Raw genomic sequence first — 20023 nt, forward strand, 5'->3', positions numbered from 1 at the left:
GTACGGGAACCTTTCGGGGGACGAGGGATCAGCCGACGAGGCGTGCGCGCTCGAGCTGCTTGCTGGCGAGCCGGCCGCCGACCTGGAGGCCGGCGACGTGGCCGTTGCCGTCGAGGACGAACCGGCCGGCCTGGTCGGTGACTCCGGTGTCGCAGTCGCGCATGGTGAACCGGTGTCCGGAGTGGACGGTGAGGTCGGCGAAGGGTTCACCGTCCACGGTGAGCCGGAAGCCGCCGTTGTCGTTGTGTGCCACCGCGTACTCGAGGTCGCCGTTGGTGTAGACGCCGGTGCACCCCTGGGGTGCGTCGACCGGTTCGCCGACGGCGAGCGGGTCGTGGTCGTCCACCGGCACGCCGAGTGCTGGCAGGTCGGGCGAGAGCTCGCGCCACAGCGCGAACCCGGCGGCCGAGTTGGTGGTGAGCGCGACGACCGTGCCGGTGTCGCGGTTCATCCGCAGATGACAGGAGGTGCCGTCGCCGTTGCCGTCGTGGCCCGCGGTGCGGCCGCCGCCGAAGCAGGCGAGGCCCAGCCCCCATCCGTCCGCGAGGCCGAACGGGTCGGCGCCGGACACCGGGGCACACATCTGGTCCCGCACCTCGCGGTCCAGCAACGCGTCGGCGACGAGCAGGCCGCGTCCCAGCGCGACCAGGTCCGACGCGCTGGCGGCGAGTGCGCCGACAGCGGCCTCGGCGGCGGACAGGGACTGGACGACCGGGCGCTGGCGCCGTGAGTGCCCGCTGACCAGGTCCGCGGGCACGCGAGTGCCGGTGACGAACCGGGCGGGGACGCCGAGCGGGTCGAGCACGAGCGCCTGGACGGCCTCCCACCAGTTCATGCCCGTGACCGTCGTGACGGCCTGCCCCGCGAGCAGGTAACCGATGTTGGAGTAGGAGAACGACCGTCCCGGATCGAACAGTGGGCGAACGGCGCGACAGCAGTCCAGGACGTGCCGTCGTGCCGTCGCGGCATGGACGTCCACGTCGGACGGCAGCCCGCCGGTGTGGCTGAGCACGTGCCGCAGGGTGAGCCGGCCGCGGAGGCGACCCGGGAGCTCCCGCATCTCCGGCACCACGACGACCAGGGGCTCGTCCAGGTCGAGGTCGCCGTCACCGACGAGGACCAGCGCCGCGGCCGCGGTCACGACCTTGGTGATCGACCCGACCGGCACCGGCGCGTCGGCGGTCATCGGCACGCCGGCACTGGTTCTGGTCACGCCGTCGACCCAGGTCCAGGTCTCACCGCGACAGTGCACGGCGAACTGCGCGCCCGGCACACCGTGCGCGGCCACCAACTCCTTCAGGCGAACACCAAGCAGTGAGCAGTCCACGCCCCGACCTCTCTACGCCAAATTCGCTCAACTACCGTGACGCATTCCGGAAAGGCAAACCGCAGGGGGTACCCCATTGTCGGACACTCTAAACATCCCGACTACAAGTTCATTTAGTGTGGCATTCCCCGACAATTTACCGACGATCACCTCAAGCAGTCTGACCTGCGCAAAGTGTTAGTGAGGCGCATTGAGTCAATAGCGGACGCGCCTTCTCGATCGCCCTGAAATGGTCATGCCAGTCAAGCTAACAAGTTCGCACCAGAGCAGCTAGTGACGATCGTCATCTCAATTTCGATACACCGTCATAACCGTTCATTGAATCGGCGTGCCACAAAAGGGATTCGTACCTTTTGTACACCGCATTCCCGCGATGTGGGAGGCGCGCGAATCGGGTTTGACGAGCCGGTTCCGCGCTGCGATCGTGGTGATCGTGACCGCTACCGCGACCCTCGTTCGCCGCCAGCATGTCGACTTCCGACTGCGGGCGAGCGCGATCTGTCCCGCGTCCTAACTGACGCGCGTCGTTTCTTCGGCGCCCACGCGCGGCGAAGTGGCCGAGAGGACAGGCAGAGGTCTGCAAAACCTCCCACACGGGTTCGAATCCCGTCTTCGCCTCTTTACCCATGGTTCATCAGCTTGTCGAGTTGACCGTCCACAGCGGACAGTGCGACATCGACCGCGGGGTGGCCGAGCAACACAGCCTGACCGGCGGATGGCGCGCCGCTCGTGCCTGCCCGGCTGGGCAGGCACGAGCGGTCATGTGGAATCGCGGCGCTCGCCGAACAACACCCGGTCCACGCGGTCGACCTGCTCGGCGAGTCGGGCGGCAGCGTGCGGTCCGCACCCATCCGCGACGCCGCCGACCAGGCGGCTGGCTGTCCGATGTGCTGGCCGCGCTCGATCTCGACCGTGTGCACATCGCCCGCGAGTCACCCGCCGAGGTGAACGACGCGTCCTGCGGTTCGTACGGCAGAACTCGTGACCGGCTTACTCTGCGCGGGCACGGATCCCCGCGAGTATCGACTCCACGTCCTCACGTGGGCCGGTGGCGTCTTCCGGGAGATCGCGCAGCGCGGCCTCCAGCAGACCGGCCGCCTCGGCGAGGTGGCCGAGGTCGGCCAGTAGGCGGCCGTGCAGGACGGTGGCGAAGGCGGACTCGGTCGTGGCGTCCAGTGACCGGAAGCCCTCGGCTGCCTCGGCGGCGCGGGGCGCGGCGTCGGCCAGACGTCCCGCGTCGGCGAGGATGCGGGCCGCGTCGTAGGACAGCGACGCCTTCTCCCACACCACATGCGGCTCGTCGCCGTCGATGCCGGCGGCCACCTCGTCGGCGATGGCCAGTGCGGGCAGGCATCTGTCCAGGTCACCGGCCCACCGCCACGACACCGCGGCCTTGCGGCGGTTGGCCAGCTCCTCGAGCGGGAAGTCGTGCCATGCGACAGCGGCCAACGTGTACTGCTCGGCGGCCAGCGCGTCGCGGTCCAGCTCGTCGAGGATGTCGCCCGACATGGCCCGCATCTGGCCGACGCCAGGCTCGTTTCCCTCCTTGGCGCACTGCTCGGCGACCTGCTCCAGCAGTGTCAGCGCCTGGTCCTGCTGCCCCAGCGCGCGGTACGCCCTGGCCAGCAGGAACCGCGCCTGGTTGGTCTCCTCTTCGTCCGGTGGCAGCTCGGCCAGGGCCTCCTCGAGCGCGTCCGCGGCCTCGTCGGCACGCTCGGACATCAGGCTGGCCGCGCCGAAGTCCACCTTGGCGTATGCCGAGGGACCTCCCGCCGCCTCCAGTGCCGCGATGGCCCCGGCCAGTGCCTCACCGGCCTCCTCGGCACGGCCCAGGTCCAGCGCCACCTTGCCCCGCAGGTGCAGGGCCTGCCCTCGCAGCTCCGGGGCCTCGGCCTTCGCCGCCTCGCCGAACAACGGGTACGCCTCGTCCAGGTCGCCGCCCGACGCGTGGAGCTGCCCGGCGAGGAACTGGGCCATGCGCAGGTCGCCGCAGGGTTCGAGCGTGGCGTACGCGGCCACCGCCTGGTCGGCGTACGCCACCGCGGCCGGCGCGTGCTCCTCGCCCATCCTGGCGTGGGTCTGCGCGAGACACATGGCGGCCTGGCCGGCCAGTGCCGCGGAGCCGACCCGCTCGGCCTCCTCCACCGCCGCGCCGAAGACAGCCAGCGCCTCCTCGACACGACCGACGAGCTGATAGGCGTAGCCGAGCTTGACCCTGCCGAGGATCCGGTCTTCGTCGTCGCCGACGACCATCAGCCCCTCGGCGCTCGCCTCGACATCGGCGAGCCCTTCGGCCTCACGCCCGGCCTCGCACCGCAGGATGCCGAGGTGGCCGCGTACCACCAGCCGCCGCACGTCGTCGCCGACCTGTTCGTACAGTTCCATGGCGCGGAGCATGATCTGCTCGGCCTCGCCCGGATCCTCCTCGATCGTGTGCAAGGCGCGGTCGACGAGCCGAGGTGCCAGCAACGCGGGCTCCGGGTCCGGGCACACCTCGTCGAACCGGCGCCAGACGGCCGCCACGACGTGGTGGTTGCCGACGCGGGACTCCGCCCTCACCAGTGCCAGGAGGTCGGCCGGTGACTCGGGCAGGTCGACCGGCGCTGGCTGGGGCGGCCGGACCTCGCGCCGCGCCTGCCCCGACAGCGGCAGGTGTTCGACGATCGGCTCGGCCGCCAGCGTCTCGGCGATCAGGTCGCTGATCGCGGTGGTGCCGTTGCGCGCGTCGAACCGTCGCGCCAGCACGCGGGCCCGCTCGGCGAGCTCCTCGTGCAGTGCGCTCACCGGTACCTCGCGCACCTCGTCGCCGTCGAGCGCGGGACGCCGCACCGGCGTGTCCCCGTGTCCGACCTCCATGACCCGCCGCAGCACCAGGGCCGCGGCCGCGGAGAACCCCATGTCCGCGGACGGGGACGGCGGCTCGGCCAACCAGCCGACGTGCCGCTCGACCAGCTCGAGCCCGCGCGCGTGGTTGCCGCTCATGGCGCAGAACTCCAGGTTGGTGGCGAGCGTCTCCATGTCGGCGCGGTTGGCCTGGATCGCCCGGTACGCACGGCGGTGCGCGTCGGCCGCCTCGGTGTGCCGGCCGGTCCGCAGATACGGCATCAGCAGGCTCGTCAGGATCGCCTGCGGCTGTTCGACACAGGTCAGTGAGCCGTCCAGGACCGGCACGGCGACCGCGACGGCGTCCTCGTCCCGGCGCTGCCACGAAAGGTGGTACGCCTTGGACGTCGGCTCGCACCCGGCGCAGTCGGACATCTCCCCGCGCGGAGCGGCACACCACAGCCGGTACTGCTCGGCCGCGGCCGCCACGTCCCCCACGTGCCGCGCGACCCGCTCGCGGTGCTGGTGCACCGGGTTCATCGTGTGCCCGGCGACGCGGTAGCGCCGCTCCATGTCGTCGAGCACGGCGTGGGTCCGGTCAAGGGGCACCTCGGGGAACTTGGTCATGGCGCTGACCATCCACTTGAAGGCCCAGTAGAGGTTGTGGTCGAACCGCGGATCCGCGTCGCCGCGGTCATAGGTGGCGAGGCACCAGGCGAACGGGACGAACGCCTTCGCTGGCTCGCCGCCGTAGACGTAGGCACTGACCGCCAGGATGCGCGCCTGGTACTGGGCATCCGCGAAGCCCTGCGCGTCCGCGTGCCTGATCACGTCCTCGACGGCGGCGGTCTGCGCGCGCCCGTACGGCATCCGCCACGCGGCGGCCACCTTCTCCAGCAGCTGCTGTTCGCTCTGGCTCAAGACGCCCCCTCACTCGCTGCGTGGCGCCGGAACGCTCCGCAGGCTCCGCTCCTCCGGCGCCCTCCGCGGGTTCGGCGGCGTCCTGATTGTGGATGGTTCGCTCCGCAAGCTCCGCTCACTGGACGTCCTCAATGGTCGGGACGGCCTGGTCGAGCAGGCCGAGGAACGAACGGTTCAACAGCGCGGCGTCCGCGGGCCGGATGGGGTGGTAGCCGAGCAGCAATGCCTGCCCGTACAACGACTCCACGGCCAGGCGGACCAGGTCGGGGTCCTCCAGCCGGCAGATCCGCCGCACCAGCGGGCTGCGGTGGTTGAGCACGAGCTGTGGTCTGTCCTCGACGGGCTTGTCGAACGCGGACAGCACCCCGGCCCACAGCGTGTCCACCTTCTCCCGGGTGGCACGCAGCTCGGCCTGGAACGCGGCCGCGCGGTCGGAGAGGAACAGCACCGGCAGCGACGCCGGTTCGTAGGACCGCAGCACCACCTCGCAGCCCAGCGGGTCCATCCCGCGCTGCGCCGCGGTGAGGAACGGCCGCAGCGTCAGCTCGGTGCCGGGGTCCAGCGCGTCGAACCGGGTGGTCAGGTCGGTGGGGTCGAGCCGAGTGACGGTCAACCCGCGGTCCAGTGCGGGCAGCCGCTCGATGATCTCGGTGTCGTAGGTGTAGCCGGCGTTGACCAGCGGCAGGTCCTGGGCCGCGGCCACGGATGCCAGCTGCCGGAAGTCGTCGATGGTGGCGCTGTAGCGCACGCAGCCGTACCGGGACCGGAACTCGGCCAGCGTCATCCGCCCGACGTTGGTCTCCATCGGCCACCACTGGTCGACCAGGCGCAGCATCTCGTCGTCGTGCAGCGCCAGTGCCTTGACCCCGAGGTGGTGGATGTCGAGGAACTGGTGGAGCCGCTCCGGGCTGGTCCGCGCGAGGTCGACGAGCCAGCCACGCAGCGCGTCGCCGAGCGCCTCGCGGGTGCTGTCCAGCAGACCGTCGGCGTAGAGCGCCTCACGGCTGGCGGTGGGCCGCAGCTCGCCGGAGTCGACGACGCAGCGGGCGAAGAAAGCCCAGTCCGGCAACAGGTCCGTGGCGGACTCGGACAACAGCATCCGCTTGAGGTACACACGGTGTCCCGCCCGCTCGGCGGGGTTGGCGGGGAACGGCAGCACGTAGGCGACGCCGGTCAGGTCCGCCTCCGGCACGTTCAGGTGCACGATGTCGAACGGCGTGAACCCGAGGGTGTCCTGCGCGTGCCCGACGAGGTCCGCCTTACGCTGCCCGGCAGGCCGTTCGTCGCGTGCCCACGGCACGTCGCCGCTGATCCGCTGCCCGTCCACGGTCACCGGGAACGGCAGCAGCCCGCCGTACAGGCGCGCCAGCTCCAGGACCGTGGGCCCGGCGAACCACTGCTCGCAGCCCGGCCGCGCGTTCAGCGTGACCGTCGTGCCAACGTCGTCCCGCTCGCCAGCACCCACCGAGTAGGTGCCGTCGGAACGGCCGACCCACGTCACGGCGGGCGTGCCGGCCGCGCGGGTGAGCACCCGGACCTCGTCGGCGACGAGAAACGCCGACAGCAGCCCGATCCCGAACTGCCCGAGGAACTCGTGGCGCGCGAACCCGAGCTCGTCCCGTTTGGAGCTGCGCCCGATGGTGGCCAGCAGCTCGTGCACCTGCGCCTCGGACAGGCCGATGCCGCTGTCGGTGATCGTCAGCGTCGGCCCGTCGACGCGGATGGCGATCCGTGTCGGCGCGCCGTCCGCCACCGCTTGCCGGGCCGTCACGGCGTCCACGGCGTTCTGCAACAGCTCTCGGACGTACACCCGAGGGCTGGAGTAGAGGTGATGACTGAGCAGGTCGACCACGCCACGCAGATCGACCTGAAAGGTCCGGTTCACCAGTGTCGTTCCCCAGTTGAACAGTCGGATGGAAGCTCGGTCGCCCCGCCGACCGCAAGATCCTCGCATCCTAGCGGGCCCAACCCAGATGATCACGCCGATTAGACTTGTTGAGAATCCTTCATGTTGGCAGGATGCCACCGTGCTCGACATGGACGTTTTCAGAGACGCTCTCCACGGCAACGGCAAACGGCTGCGGAAGGCGGCTGAGCCGGACGGCGTCTTCTGCGTCGCGGCGGAGCCGCACAGCGTCTTCCTCGTCCAGAACTCCGACGACGGGACGCAGTCCGCGACGGTCGGCAGCTGCGGCCGCGTCAGCATCGTCGAGCTGCCGAGGTCGTTCCGGGTTCAGGACATCGCGTACGACGCGGGGGAATTCGTCCTGACCAGCGCCGACGGCCAGGTGGCGCACGGCAGCCCCGACCAGTTCACCGCACAACCGAGGCTCGTCGCGGAGGAGCACAACCCGCGTTACCAGGAGCAGTTGACGGAGATCTTCCTGCGCACCCACCAACTCTCGGAGCTCACGCAGTCGGACAAGCCCTATCCCCCGCCGTCGGTCGGTCCGGAGCTGGCCGGTCCGGAACTCGCCGATATCCTGCGGGTGGGCCAGGCGTTGGTGCCGCTCGGTGAGCACGAGGTGTGGCTGAGCTTCGACTACGCCGGTCCGGAGAAGGTCGCCGACCTGCTCCCCCTCGCCCGTGAGCTGCTCGCGGACTTCGATCGGCTCAGCCGTGCCGGCGCCGAGCTGCTGTGGGACAGGACCACGGAGGGTGAGGAGATCGAGTCGGACCGGGCCGGGTTTCTCGCCGAGATGATCGCCACCAGCCTCGTCGTGTTACTCAGCGGGGATTTCGAGCTGCACTACGAGGGCGCCGAGGATTTCTTCATGGAGGGCTACTGGCCATCGGTCCAGTTCCTGGCCGACCGGACCCCCGTCGACTACGTCATCGAGGCCTGACCGTCCCCAGTGGACAGTTTGTGATCCGTCCCGATCGGGGTACCCCCGGGGGATGGACGAGAAGACCCTGCTGTACACGCTGACCAAGGTGGTGAACACCCTCGCCGAGGCGGGCATCGACTTCGCGGTCGCCGGGGGCTGCGCGGTCTACGCCCGCGGCGGACCGCCGTCAGACCACGACATCGACGTGTTCGTCCGCGAGGACGAGGCGAGAGCGGCACAACAGGCACTCATCGCCGCCGGGATGCGGGGCGAGGAGCCGCCGGAGGACTGGCTCACCAAGGTCTACGACGGTGACGTGCTCGTCGACATCATCTTCCGGCCCAACCACCGCACGGACATGGCTGAGCTGCTCGCCCGCGCCGAGGAGATGCGGATCGGGCCGGCACGGGCGCGGGTGGTCACCGGCACCGACCTCATGGTCGACAAGCTGCTGGTGCTCGACCCCCACCGCTGCGACTTCACCCCGCTCCTGCCGATCGCCCGCGACCTGCGGGAACAGGTCGACTGGGACAAGGTCGCGCGGGAGACCGCGTCGTCGCCGTACGCCAGGGCCTTCCTGACGCTCGTGGAGGCGCTGTCCGTCGCCGAACTGGAAGAGAGCGTGAAATGACCGACGAGAGTCCCCAGTACCGGGTGGCACACGTGCGGCGTGCGCTGGCCGAGGACCCGCGCACCGCGGAGTTGGGGGTGCGGGTGAACGTGCGTGGCGACCACGTGCACCTGTCCGGTGAGGTCGCCACCGAGGAGCGCCGTGGCGCGCTGGAGCAGGTGCTCGCCGAGGTGGCGCCGGACGTGGAGGTGCACAACGACGTGCGGGTGTCCGACACCCGCGAACCGGCGCGGCGGGAGGAACTGCGATGATCCGGATCGCTGCCGTCGGGGACGTGCACCTCGGCGAGGACGCCAGGGGCCAGCTGCGGCCCGCCCTGGAGCACCTGCCCGACCACGCCGACGTCCTGCTGCTGGCCGGCGACCTGACCAGGCACGGCACGGTGGACGAGGCCCACGTGGTGGCCGACGAGTTCGGTGAGCTGGCGGTGCCGGTGGTTGCCGTGCTCGGCAACCACGACCACCACAGCAACGCGGCCGACGACGTCGCGAAGGTACTCGAGGACCGCGGCATCCACGTCCTCGAAGGCGACACGTTCACCATGACCGTCGACGGCCAACGGCTCGGCGTCGCAGGCGTCAAGGGCTTCGGCGGCGGGTTCGCGGGAAAGTGCGCCAGCAACTTCGGCGAGCCCGAGATGAAGGCGTTCGTCAACCACACGATCGACCGCGCCGAGCGGCTGCGTGCCGCACTGGCGAGCCTCGACACCGACGTGACGATCGCGCTCACGCACTACTCGCCGATCCCGGAGACACTGCGCGGCGAGCCACCGGAGATCTACCCGTTCCTCGGCTGCTACCAACTGGGCGAGGTGATCGACGCGTGCGACGTGGACCTCGCCGTCCACGGACACGCCCACTTCGGCTGCGAACAGGGCGTCACCCCCGGCGGCACCCGAGTACGCAACGTCGCCCAACCAGTAATCCACAGCGCCTTCGCCACCTACGGCCTAGCACTCTAACCCCGCGAGTTGCGTTTTCGTGTACACGCCGGCGAGCCGTGCCCAGGGCACTGACGGGGCCTCCCCCGCCGGAACGTCAGCAGCACTGTTATCGAATCTGGTTGTCGATACCAGCAGTCTCAGCTGCCTGGTTGACACTGCCAGGCATCTGTATGGTCATCGCGTGGTAGAGAAGAAGCCCCGCCGGTCGCCCAAGCCGGGTGAACGCCAGCGCGACCCGGAGCGCACACGCGCACAGATCCTGGCCGCGGCGACCGCCGAGTTCGCCGCGCACGGGTACGCCGGCGCCCGCATCAGCGCGATCGCCGGTCGGGCGGGCGTGAACCAGCAGCTCATCTCGTACTACTTCGACGGCAAGGAAGGGCTCTACCGCGCACTGTCCGACAACTGGGCGCAGCGGCAGAACGAGCTGGCCGCCCCGGGCACCCCGGTGCCTGAACAGGTTCGCCGGTTCGCCTTGGAGGTACTGGAAAACCCGGACGGCGTGCGGCTGATGGCGTGGAGCGGCCTGGAGTTCGCGCGTCCCGACAGCGACCCGGACCAGGAACCACGCGCGGACAGGCTCCAGGGCGCCGTCGAGGAACTCCGCGCACTACAGAAGGCGGGCCGGCTACCGGAGGAGGTGGACCCCGCCTGTCTGCTGGTGATACTGATGGCCGCCGGGATGGCGACCACCACACTGCCCCACGTCATCGCAGGCCTGTGCCGGGTCGACCCGGGCTCCCCCGAGTTCGTCCGCCACTACGCCGACCAACTCACGATCATCGCCCGCCTCATCGGGTTGGGCTAGGCGCGGCAGCGGGTGTCCTGAAGCCACCCCCTTCAGGACATGCGGGGTGCGGGCAGCCGCACGGTGAAGGTCGTCGAGCCCGGTTCGCTCCTCACCGTCAGGTCGCCGCCGTGTGCTCTGACCAGTGAGCGCGCCACGGACAGGCCCAGGCCGCTGCCACCGCGGTCGCGGCTGCGGGTCTTGTCGACGCGGTAGAAGCGATCGAAGATCGCGTCCAGGTCGGCCGGCGGGATGCCGGGCCCCGCGTCGTGCACGTCCACCGCGCCAGGGCGGACCGTCACCGACACCGGGGTGCCGGGCGGGGTGTGGACGGCGGCGTTGGTGAGCAGGTTGTCCAGCACCTGCCGGATTCGCAACGGATCCAGTCGCAGGATCACCGGCTCGGCGGTGATCGTCAGCGGGTGTTCCGGGTGCCCGGCACGGAACGCCTCCGCGGCCTGGGCAGCGAGCTCGGCGAGGTCCACCTCGACCAGCCGCAGCGGGGTGCCCGGTTCGTCGGCGTCGAGGCGGGCGAGCAACAACAGGTCGTCGAGCAGTGCGCTCATCCGCGTGGCCTCCGCACGCAGTCGCGCCAGGTGCTTGTCGCGTTCGCCGGGAGTGTTGGCCGCCGCGTAGCCGAACAGGTCCGCGTAGCCGCGGATCGACGTCAGCGGGGTGCGCAGCTCGTGTGAGGCGTCCGCGATGAACCGGCGCAGCCGCTGCTCCGCCTCGGTGCGGGCGGCGAGGGAGTCGTCGATGTGCGCCAGCATCGTGTTGAACGCGGTGCGCAGCTCCTCGACCTCCGCGCCGCCGCCCCCACCAGACGCGCGCACCGGCAGGCGGGCCGAGTCGGTCAGGTTCTGGGAGGTGATGTCGTGGGCGGTGTGTGCCATGGCGGCCAACGGTTTCAGCCCACGCCGCAGCACCGCGCGGCCCACGAGGACCAGCGCGAACAACGCGACGCCGAACGCGACGGCCTCGACGACCACCAGCTCCCGCACGGTCTCGTCGATGTCGTCGACCGGCGCGGCACTCACCAGCACCACGCCCGGCTCGACCTCGCAACCACGCAGCCGGTACGTGCCGAGCCCGCGCAGGTGCACGGTGCGGTAGAGCTCGTCCGAGCCGGCGACGTCCGTGGCGACCTCGGCGAGGTCGTCGGCGTCCTTCGGCAGATCGCTCGGCGCGTGGGGCACGGCCCGACCGCTGGCCACCGAGTACACGACCGTGAACCAGCCGTACGTGGTGCGCTTCAGCCCGCCGTACTCCTTGAACTCGTTGGTCAGCTCCACCTGCGCGTCGCCCATCCTGACGTCGAGCTGGCGCTCCAGGTAGTGCCGCATGACCGACACCATCGTGGCGCCCACGACGGCGAACACCACCAGCGCCAGCGCGGCGAGGCCGAGCGCGAGCCGGGTGCCGAGCCGGGAACCGCGGTAGGCCCGTACGTACCGGGAGATCACGTGGCGGTCCGCCGCAGCACATAGCCGACGCCGCGCACCGTGTGGATCAGCGGCTCCTCGCCGTGGTCGACCTTGCGGCGCAGGTGCGACACGGCCAGCTCGACCACGTTGAACCGGCCGCCGAAGTCGTACTCCCACACGTGGTCGAGGATCTGGGCCTTGGTCAGCACGGTCGGTGACCGGCGCATCAGGTAGCGCAGCAGCTCGAACTCGGTGGGCGTCAGCGAGATCGGCCGGTCGCCGCGCCGCACCTCGCGGGTGTCCTCGTCCAGCGCCAGGTCCGCGACCTCGAGCACCGACCGCCTTGCCTCGGACCTGGCGGTGCGGCGCAGCACGGCCCGCAGGCGAGCCATCAGCTCCTCCACGGCGAACGGTTTGACCAGGTAGTCGTCGCCGCCCCGGGTGAGGCCGGCGACCCGGTCGCCGGTGCCGTCCCGTGCGGTCAGGAACACGACGGGCACCATGGTGCCCGTCGAACGCAGCCGGTCGAGCACGCTGAAACCGTCCAGATCGGGCAGCATCACGTCGAGCACCACGATGTCGGGCTGGAAGTCCGCGGCCTGGCGCAACGCGTCCTCACCGGTGTTGGCGGTGATCGCCTGCCAGCCCTCGTACCTGGCGACGGTCGCGACGAGGTCGGCGATGGGCGGTTCGTCGTCCACGACGAGCAGGCGCACGTTGTCCACGCGTACATGGTGCGCCACGAAGCCCGCCCGCCGACGGCATCGACAGCATTTCGACAGATCACCAACAGGGACGCCTCAGCTTCGGTCAGCAGTCTCGATGTTGTCCCCGAAGTCGATCGAGGAGCCATGACCCCATGACGACCCTCCAGCTGACCGCCCCCGCGGTCCGTCCGCGGGTGCTGGCCCGCACCGGGCTGTACGCCGTGCTCGGCGTGAACGTGGCCGTGGTGACCGCGTTCTTCCTGCAGGCCGGGCTGGGTGACAACACACTGGTCATGCTCGGCCGCCTGGCCGGCCTCTACGGCGCGCTGCTGATGGCGTTCCAGCTGGTGCTGGTCGCCCGGCTGCCGTGGTTCGACCGCCGGATCGGCATGGACCGGCTGACCAGCTGGCACCGGTTCACCGGGATCACGCTGCTGTGGCTGCTCGTGACGCACGCGGTGTTCATCGTCTTCGGCTACACGCTGTACTCGTCGCTGGGGCCGGTCGACCAGCTCGTGCACCTGGCGACGACCATCGAGGGTGTGCTGCGGGCGGTCGTGGCGCTCGTGCTGATCATAGTGGTCGGCGGCGTGTCGGCCCGGTTCGCCCGGCGCCGCCTCGCGTACGAGACCTGGCACTTCATCCACCTCTACACCTACCTGGCCGTGCTGCTGGCGTTCTCACACCAGGTGGCGGTCGGCACGACGTTCACGTCCTCGCCGGCGGCGACCGCGTACTGGTGGGGGCTGTGGGCCTTCGCGCTCGGGTCGGTCGCCGTGGGTCGCCTGGTGCTGCCGCTGTGGCGCAACCTGCGGCACCGGCTGCGGGTGGCGGCGGTGGTGCCGGAGTCCGACGAGGTCGTGTCGATCTACGTCACCGGCCGCGATCTGGACCGGCTGCCGGCGCGGGCCGGGCAGTTCTTCCTGTGGCGGTTCCTCGTCCGGGGCCGCTGGTGGCAGGCCAACCCGTTCTCGCTGTCGGCCGCACCGGATGGTCGGACGCTGCGGCTCACCGCGAAGGCACTCGGCGACGGCAGCGCCGGACTGCGGAACATCAGGCCGGGCACCCGGGTGTTCGTCGAGGGCCCGTACGGGGCGTTCACCGCGATGCACCGGACACGGCCGAACACGCTGCTCATCGCGGGTGGCGTCGGCATCACGCCGGTGCGAGCCCTGCTCGAGGAGCTCGACGGCCACACGGTGCTGATCTACCGCGTCAACGAGGCTCAGGACGCGGTCCTGCTCGACGAGCTGCGGGCACTCGCCCACGGCAAGGGCGCGGTGCTGCACGTGGTGACGGGCCCGGCGGTGCCCGACCGGTTGGCACCGGAGGCGCTTGCCCAGCTCGTGCCTGACCTGCGGGACCGGGACGTGTTCGTGTGCGGGCCGCCCGGGATGACCGGTGCCGTGATGCGGAGCCTGCGTGCACTGCGGGTGCCGAAGCCACAGATCCACGCCGAGCGCTTCAGCCTGGCCGCGTGAGGAGGACATCGTGAAACGAGCGATTCCGATCATGATCCTGACCGTCGCCGGGCTGATCCCGCTGTGGCGGTTCGAGCCGACGCCCGAGACGACCAGCACCGCGAACGAGTCGACCCAGTCGCCGTCCACGTCAACGGATGGCAACACGCAGGTCGTCGCCGGTTCGACCGTGACCACCCGGTACGGCGACGTGCAGGTCGAGGTGACCTTCTCCGGCACGGAGATCACCTCCGTGCGGATGCTCCAGCAGCCGGACAGCGGCCCGACGAGCAAGGCCGTGCCCGAGCTCATCGAGGAGACCCTGACCGCGCAGAGCGCGGACGTGGCCTCGGTGTCGGGCGCGACGACCACGAGCGAGGCCTACGTCGACTCGCTGCAGGCGGCCATCGACGGGCGGGACCAGTAGTGCGCCGCGTCGAGCACATCATGGGGTTCCCGATCTCGGTGCGGGCCGACGGCGATCCGGGCCTGTCGTACACCGCGGCCGACCGGGCGTACGCGTGGCTGCGGGAGGTGGACGCGCGGTTCAGCCCGTTCCGTCCCGACAGCGAGGTGTCCCGGCTGGACCGGCGTGAGCTGGCCCCGCACGAGGTCAGCGCCGACCTCGCCGAGGTTCTCGAGCTGTGCGAGCGCTACCGGGTCGCGAGCGACGGCGCCTTCCAGGTCCGGCTGCCCGGCCGGGGGCTCGACCCGTGCGCGGTGGTGAAGGGCTGGTCGGTGCAGCGTGCCGCGGACCTGCTCGCCGCGGCCGGTGTGCCGGCGTTCTGCGTCAACGCCGGCGGCGACGTGGTGGCGTCCGGCGCGCCGTGGCGGGTGGGCGTGCGACACCCCGAGCAGGCGGACAAGCTGTGCGTGGTGCTGGAGGTGGCCGACGGCGCCGTGGCCACGTCGGCCAGGTACGAGCGCGGCGACCACATCATCGACGGCCGCACCGGCCGTCCGGCCACCGACCTGCTCAGCCTCACGGTCGTCGCGCCGTCCCTGACGGAGGCGGACGCGACGGCGACGGCGGCCTTCGCGATGGGCACGGACGGCATCGAATGGGCGGCCGCCCGCGAGGGCTGCGAGGTGTTCGCCGTGGACACACGGCACCGCGTGTTCCGCACCCCCGGCCTGCCCGCGGCCGCGTAGGAAGTCGATCTTTCGGAGGGGGCGGTCGCCTGGCAGAGTCGTGTTGGTGCCCATCGAACCCTGCACGAAGGAGCGCCCATGACCAGTCGGCGAGGTTTCCTCCTCGGTTCCGGCATGCTGGCGGCAAGCCCATTCCTGGCCGACGCGGCCGCGGCCGACCCGGCCGCGCCGTTGATCGCCTACGTCGGGTGCCGGACCACCAAGCTGCGCAACGCATCCGGCAAGGGCATCACGGTGTGGCGGGTCGGGCGGGATGGCTGGGAACAGATTCAGCTCGTCGAGGCCGAGGACGACGACCCCACCACCCCGCACGGACCGGACGCCATCCCGATCAACCCGTCGTTCCTGGCGCTGGACCCCACCGGGCGCTTCCTGTACACGGTCCACGGTGACGCCACCAAGGTCACGTCCTTCGCCGTCGCGGCGGACGGGACGCTGACCCGGCTCAACACGGTCGACACGGGGCGGCCCAACGGTGTGCATCTCGCGGTCGACCCGAGCGGCCGCTGGTTGGTGGTCGCCCATCTCAGCGCGGCTGGTTCGGTCACCACGCTGCCGATCCACGCCGACGGCTCCCTCGGCGACGTGGCGGGTTCGCTCGTGCCGCCCGGCACACCCGGTCCACACAAGACCGCGCAGCTCGGCCCCAATCCGCACCACGCGCCGTTCGACCCGACCGGCCGGTGGGTGCTCGTTCCCGACCGGGGTCTCGACCGCGTGTTCGTCGCCAAGCTCGACGCGGCGACCGGCGGGCTCACCGTGCACGGCTGGGGTTCGTCGCGGGAGCTCGACGGGCCGCGGCACGTCGCGGTCAACCCCGTCCTGCCCTACCTGTACGCGATCAACGAGCTGCGCTCGACGCTCACCGCGTACCGCTGGGACGCGGCGGCCGGCACCCTGAGTCCACATCGGACCGTGTCGGCCACCGCGCCGAACATGGTGACCAACAGCCGCGGCGGGGAGATCGCGGTTTCGCCGTCAGGTCGCTTCGTCTACGTGTCCAACCGAAGCGGCACCGGCGACGAGACACCGGGCGGCCCGGACCCCGACACGATCGGCGCGTTCCGCGTTGACCGCGCCACCGGCGACCTGACCCCGGTCGAGTGGGTGTCCACACAGGGCATTCGCCCGCGCCACTTCGGTTTCGCCCCTGACGGCCGCCGGCTCTACGCCGCGAACGAGGTGACCCACACGATCGTCGAGTTCGCCGTCGACCAGGGCTCCGGCCGTCTCCGCCCGACCGGCGAGGTGATCGAGACCCCGTCGCCGGTGTGCGTGTTGTTTCGTTCGGTGAGGTGAGGTGCTATGTGAGCAGTTTGTCCAGTGTGATCGGGAGTTCGCGGATGCGTTTGCCCGTGGCGTTGTGTATCGCGCCGGCGATGGCTGACGCCGCGCCCACGATGGCGAGTTCACCGATGCCTCTGGCGCCCAGCGAGCTGAGGGTGCTGTCCGGGTAGTCGAGGAAGTGAACGTCTATCGGCGGGATGTCCGCGTTGACCGGGACCAGGTAGGAGGCCATGTTGGCGTTCGCGAAGCGGCCCGTTGGTTCCATGCGGGCGTCTTCCAGCAGTGCGTGGCCGATGCCCATGATCACGCCGCCCACGATCTGGCTTCGGGAGGTCTTCTCGTTGACGATGCGGCCCGCGTCGACGACGGTGAGCCAGCGGGAGACGCGTGCTTCCGCCGTCCAGCGGTTGACCCGGACCTCGCAGAAGTGGGCGCCGAAAGAGCGGTAGGCAACCGTGCGGTTCTCGTTGCGCGGTGAGGTCGCGGTCGCCTCGACGGCCGGTACGTCCGCTGTGGACAGCAGCGTGCCGAAGCTCATCGTCAGGCCGCCCGCTTTGAGGTCGCCGTTCTCGTAGCGGACGTCGGTCATGCCGTGGAACGGGGAGCGTTCGTGTTCGACGGCGAAGCGCAGCAGTGCGTCCCGTGCCGCCGCTGCGGCCAGCTGGACGGCCGGCCCGTTGGTCGACGTCGAGCCGGAACCACCCGCGTTGGCGGCCGTAGGCGCGGTCGAGTCCCCGATGTCCGGGCTGACCCTCCGCACCGGAATGCCCAGGACCTCGGCCGCCAGGATCGCGAACACCGTGCTCTGCCCGGTGCCCAGGTCGGCTCCGGTGCCGGCGACCACGGCCGTGCCGTCGGCCAGCAGACGCACCTTGATGCTGGCGCTCGACCGCGACGCCGAGTACGTGCAGGTCGCCATGCCCATGCCGACGAGCCAGTCGCCGTCGGTCACCGAGCCCGGCACCGGGTTGCGGCGTGACCAGCCGAAGCGGGCCGCGCCGAGGTCGTAGCACTCGTCGAGGTGCTTGCTCGACCACGGCAGCTTGTTGTCCGGTTTGACCGTCGCGTAGTTGCGTCGCCGGATCTCCAGCGGGTCGACGCCCAGCTGGTCGGCCAGTTCGTCGAGTGCGCTCTCCTGTGCGAACGCGCCGTTGGACTCGCCGGGCGCCCGCATGATCGTGGTGACCGGCACGTCCAGCGTCACGACCGCGCGTCCTATGTGGAGGTTCGGGGTCGCGTAGGTGCTGAGCGAGGTGCTGGCGACCGACTCGGTGAAGCCGTTCGACGCGGACTTGCTGGAGACGCCGTCGTGCTTCACCGCGATCAGCGTGCCGTCGCGGCGGGCGCCGAGTGACACGGTCTGGCTGGTGGCCGGCCGGTGCCCGACGATCGTGAACACCTGCTCACGCGTGAGCGCGGCCTTCACCGGGCGGCCGAGCACGCGTGCGGCGGCCGCGGCGAGCGGCATCTGCGCCCACATCCCCCACTTGTTGCCGAACCCGCCGCCGACATGGGGGTTGATCACGTGGATCCGGGACTGGTCGATGCCGAGCGTGCTCGACAGCCGCTCCTGCACCAGCCGAACGCCCTGGCTGACCGTGTGGACGGTGAGGTTGTCGCCCTGCCACGCGGCGACCGTCGCATGTGGTTCCATCGCGACGTGGTCGTTGCAGGGCGTCAGGTACGTGGCGGTGACGACCACCTCGCTCGCGGCCAGCGCCGCGTCGATCGTCGCGAACTCCGGGGCGAGCACGTCCACGGTCGGTGCGCCGCTCGGCGGTGGAGTCGCGCCGCCCAGGTTGTCCACGAAGGACGTCTTTGACGGCTGGGCGTCGTAGGAGACGGCGACCAGCGTCGCGGCGTCACGGGCCTGCTCGAACGTCTCCGCGACGACGAACCCGATCGCCTGACCGTAGTAGCGCACGTTCGCGTCCCGCAGTGGCGCGTGGACCTCGTCGTTCTGTTCCCGGTTGTAGGTGAACAGCCCGAGGGAGTTGAACGGTGTGTAGACCGCGAGCACACCCGGCGCGGAGGCGGCCGCGGTGGTGTCCATGCCGGTCACCGTGCCCCGCGCGATCGTGCTCGTGATCAGGTATCCGTAGGCGAGGCCGGCCGGATGCCGGTCGGCGGCGTACGCGGCGGCGCCGGTGACCTTGGGCCGGCCGTCGACGCGATCCGTGGCGGTCATCGCCGGCCTGCCAGGTTCAGGACGGCACGGGTGATGGTCCGCTGCATCAACGTCACCTTGAAACCGTTGTGTGCCAACGGGCGCGCGCCCTCGGCGGCACGTGCCGCGGCGGCCTGGACGTGGTCTGCCGTCGGCCGGTGTTGGCGCAGCGCGTCCTCCACGGCGGGTAGTCGCCACGGTCTCGCGCCGACTCCGCCGACCGCGATCCGTGCGTTGTGGACGGTCCCGTCCCGCAGGTCCAGCGCGACCGCGACCGAGGTGAGCGCGAACTCGTACGAGGAGCGGTCGCGGATCTTGAGGTAGGTCGAGCGGCGGGCCCACGACAGCGCCGGCACGAGCACCTCGGTGATCAGCTCACCGGGCCGCAGCTGGTTCTCCAGGTGTGGGGTGTCGCCGGGCAGCCGGTAGAACTGGTCGAGCGGGACCTGCCGCACACCCTCTCGGCCGCGGAGCCGGACCGAGGCGCCCAGTGCCACCAGCGCGACGGCGAGGTCGCTGGGATGTGTTGCCACGCAGGCGGTGCTGGTGCCGAGGATCGCGTGGTTGCGGTTCTCTCCGGTCTGGGCTGGACAGCCGCTGCCGGGTTCCCTTTTGTTGCACGGGGTTCGCACGTCGCGGAAGTAGTCGCACCTGGTGCGCTGCAGCAGGTTGCCGCCGACGCTCGCCATGTTGCGGATCTGCCCGGACGCGCTGAGCAGCAGCGCCTGTGTGAGCATCGGGTAGCGGTTCGCGACCTCGGAGTGGTTGGCCACGTCGCTCATCCGTGCCATGGCCCCGATCCGCAGCCCGTTGTGGTTCGCCGTGATGCCGCACAGGTCCAGGCCGTTGATGTCGATCACGTGCCGCGGTGTCATGACGTCGAGCTTCATCAGGTCGACGAGCGTGGTGCCGCCTGCGAGGAACGCCGAGTCCGGGTTGGCCAGCTTCAGCGCCCGGTCGACACTGTTGGTCGCGACGAAGTCGTAGGCGTGCATCAGGCCTCCTCCCCCGACTCGCGCACCTGTTTGATCGCGTCGACGATGTTGGGATAGGCGCCGCAGCGGCAGATGTTGCCGGACATCGCCTCGCGGATCTCGCCGTCGTCGCGGGCCCGGCCCTCCCGGATCACCGCGACCGCCGACATGATCTGTCCCGACGTGCAGAACCCGCACTGGAAGGCGTCGTGCGAGATGAACGCCTGCTGGACGGGGTGCAGCTCGTCGCCGGCGGCCAGCCCCTCGATGGTGGTGACCTCCTTGCGGTGCACCGAAGCCGCGAGGGTCAGGCACGACAGCACCCGCCGGCCGTCGACGTGGACGGTGCAGGCCCCGCACTGGCCGCGGTCGCAGCCCTTCTTGGTGCCGGTCAGGTCCAGTCGCTCGCGGAGTGCGTCCAGCAGGGTCACGCGCGGGTCGACGGTGAGCTCCCTCCGCTCACCGTTGACCTTCCACGCGACCGTCACCAGGTTCTCCCCCGCTGGCGGCGAGGTCTGTGCCGCCGCGCCGACCGCGGGCGCGGCCAGCACCGTTCCGGCGGATGCCACCGCCGCTTTCCCGAAGAAGCTCC

At 70.7% G+C, this 20023-nt stretch carries 18 protein-coding genes and 1 tRNA gene; 10 read left to right on the plus strand and 9 right to left on the minus strand.

Annotation, left to right across the window (positions count from 1 at the left end; translation table 11 throughout):
- Window positions 1–28 precede the first annotated feature (28 nt).
- Complete coding sequence (locus tag VF106_RS03860; RefSeq protein WP_330838143.1) at window positions 29–1327, minus strand: serine hydrolase domain-containing protein; 1299 nt, start codon at window positions 1325–1327, stop codon at window positions 29–31.
- A gap of 547 nt (window positions 1328–1874) precedes the next feature.
- On the opposite strand from VF106_RS03860, the gene VF106_RS03865 reads away from it, so the two are divergent.
- Window positions 1875–1945, plus strand: a tRNA-Cys gene (locus tag VF106_RS03865).
- A gap of 2 nt (window positions 1946–1947) precedes the next feature.
- Here VF106_RS03865 and VF106_RS03870 read toward each other — a convergent pair.
- The 3 genes from VF106_RS03870 to VF106_RS03880 all read right to left on the minus strand — a co-directional run bounded on the left by VF106_RS03870 (window position 1948) and on the right by VF106_RS03880 (window position 6956).
- A complete protein-coding gene (locus VF106_RS03870; RefSeq protein ID WP_330838144.1) occupies window positions 1948–2247 on the minus strand; it encodes a hypothetical protein in 300 nt (99 codons plus the stop codon).
- 70 nt (window positions 2248–2317) lie between these two features.
- Window positions 2318–5071, minus strand: coding sequence for a tetratricopeptide repeat protein (locus tag VF106_RS03875; RefSeq protein WP_330838145.1), 2754 nt, complete (start codon window positions 5069–5071; stop codon window positions 2318–2320).
- A gap of 115 nt (window positions 5072–5186) precedes the next feature.
- A complete protein-coding gene (locus tag VF106_RS03880; RefSeq protein WP_330838146.1) occupies window positions 5187–6956 on the minus strand; it encodes an HSP90 family protein in 1770 nt (589 codons plus the stop codon).
- Between the two features lie 151 nt (window positions 6957–7107).
- On the opposite strand from VF106_RS03880, the gene VF106_RS03885 reads away from it, so the two are divergent.
- From VF106_RS03885 to VF106_RS03905, 5 genes are all read left to right on the plus strand, one after another.
- Window positions 7108–7917, plus strand: coding sequence for a hypothetical protein (locus tag VF106_RS03885; protein ID WP_330838147.1), 810 nt, complete (start codon window positions 7108–7110; stop codon window positions 7915–7917).
- A 52-nt stretch (window positions 7918–7969) separates the two neighbouring features.
- Window positions 7970–8530, plus strand: coding sequence for a nucleotidyltransferase family protein (locus VF106_RS03890; protein ID WP_330838148.1), 561 nt, complete (start codon window positions 7970–7972; stop codon window positions 8528–8530).
- Window positions 8527–8781 carry a BON domain-containing protein gene (locus VF106_RS03895; RefSeq protein ID WP_330838149.1) on the plus strand — a complete coding sequence of 85 codons (255 nt, stop codon included), beginning with the start codon at window positions 8527–8529 and terminating at the stop codon, window positions 8779–8781. The genes VF106_RS03890 and VF106_RS03895 overlap by 4 nt, the downstream gene beginning before the upstream one ends.
- Complete coding sequence (locus VF106_RS03900) at window positions 8778–9491, plus strand: metallophosphoesterase family protein (protein WP_330838150.1); 714 nt, start codon at window positions 8778–8780, stop codon at window positions 9489–9491. The genes VF106_RS03895 and VF106_RS03900 overlap by 4 nt, the downstream gene beginning before the upstream one ends.
- A 163-nt stretch (window positions 9492–9654) precedes the next feature.
- Window positions 9655–10281, plus strand: coding sequence for a TetR/AcrR family transcriptional regulator (locus VF106_RS03905; protein ID WP_330838151.1), 627 nt, complete (start codon window positions 9655–9657; stop codon window positions 10279–10281).
- Window positions 10282–10313: 32 nt separating this feature from the next.
- Here the strand turns inward: VF106_RS03905 and VF106_RS03910 are convergent, their stop codons facing one another.
- Complete coding sequence (locus VF106_RS03910) at window positions 10314–11720, minus strand: sensor histidine kinase (RefSeq protein WP_330838163.1); 1407 nt, start codon at window positions 11718–11720, stop codon at window positions 10314–10316.
- On the minus strand, window positions 11720–12409 hold the full coding sequence (locus VF106_RS03915) for a response regulator transcription factor (RefSeq protein ID WP_330838152.1): 690 nt from the start codon (window positions 12407–12409) through the stop codon (window positions 11720–11722). The genes VF106_RS03910 and VF106_RS03915 overlap by 1 nt, the downstream gene beginning before the upstream one ends.
- A 134-nt stretch (window positions 12410–12543) precedes the next feature.
- Between VF106_RS03915 and VF106_RS03920 the strand changes: the two genes are divergently transcribed.
- The 4 genes from VF106_RS03920 (at window position 12544) to VF106_RS03935 (ending at window position 16302) form a co-directional block, all read left to right on the plus strand.
- Window positions 12544–13872, plus strand: a complete 1329-nt coding sequence (locus tag VF106_RS03920; protein WP_330838153.1) for a ferredoxin reductase family protein — start codon at window positions 12544–12546, stop codon at window positions 13870–13872.
- 10 nt (window positions 13873–13882) lie between these two features.
- Complete coding sequence (locus VF106_RS03925; RefSeq protein WP_330838154.1) at window positions 13883–14278, plus strand: FMN-binding protein; 396 nt, start codon at window positions 13883–13885, stop codon at window positions 14276–14278.
- 20 nt (window positions 14279–14298) lie between these two features.
- Entirely contained in the window at window positions 14299–15003 is a 705-nt protein-coding gene (locus tag VF106_RS03930; protein WP_330838155.1) for an FAD:protein FMN transferase, read from the plus strand.
- Window positions 15004–15081: 78 nt separating this feature from the next.
- A complete protein-coding gene (locus VF106_RS03935) occupies window positions 15082–16302 on the plus strand; it encodes a lactonase family protein (RefSeq protein ID WP_330838156.1) in 1221 nt (406 codons plus the stop codon).
- A gap of 4 nt (window positions 16303–16306) precedes the next feature.
- Here VF106_RS03935 and VF106_RS03940 read toward each other — a convergent pair whose 3' ends face one another.
- From VF106_RS03940 to VF106_RS03950, 3 genes are read right to left on the minus strand one after another with little or no spacing between them, the layout of a single operon-like run.
- Entirely contained in the window at window positions 16307–18478 is a 2172-nt protein-coding gene (locus tag VF106_RS03940; protein WP_330838157.1) for a xanthine dehydrogenase family protein molybdopterin-binding subunit, read from the minus strand.
- On the minus strand, window positions 18475–19452 hold the full coding sequence (locus tag VF106_RS03945) for an FAD binding domain-containing protein (RefSeq protein WP_330838158.1): 978 nt from the start codon (window positions 19450–19452) through the stop codon (window positions 18475–18477). Before VF106_RS03945 ends, VF106_RS03940 begins: the two co-directional genes overlap by 4 nt.
- Window positions 19452–19919, minus strand: a complete 468-nt coding sequence (locus VF106_RS03950; protein WP_330838164.1) for a (2Fe-2S)-binding protein — start codon at window positions 19917–19919, stop codon at window positions 19452–19454. Before VF106_RS03950 ends, VF106_RS03945 begins: the two co-directional genes overlap by 1 nt.
- Window positions 19920–20023: the final 104 nt, after the last annotated feature.

Origin of the sequence: Actinophytocola sp., assembly GCF_036378875.1 — a bacterium.
Classification (GTDB): Bacteria; Actinomycetota; Actinomycetes; order Mycobacteriales; family Pseudonocardiaceae; genus Actinophytocola.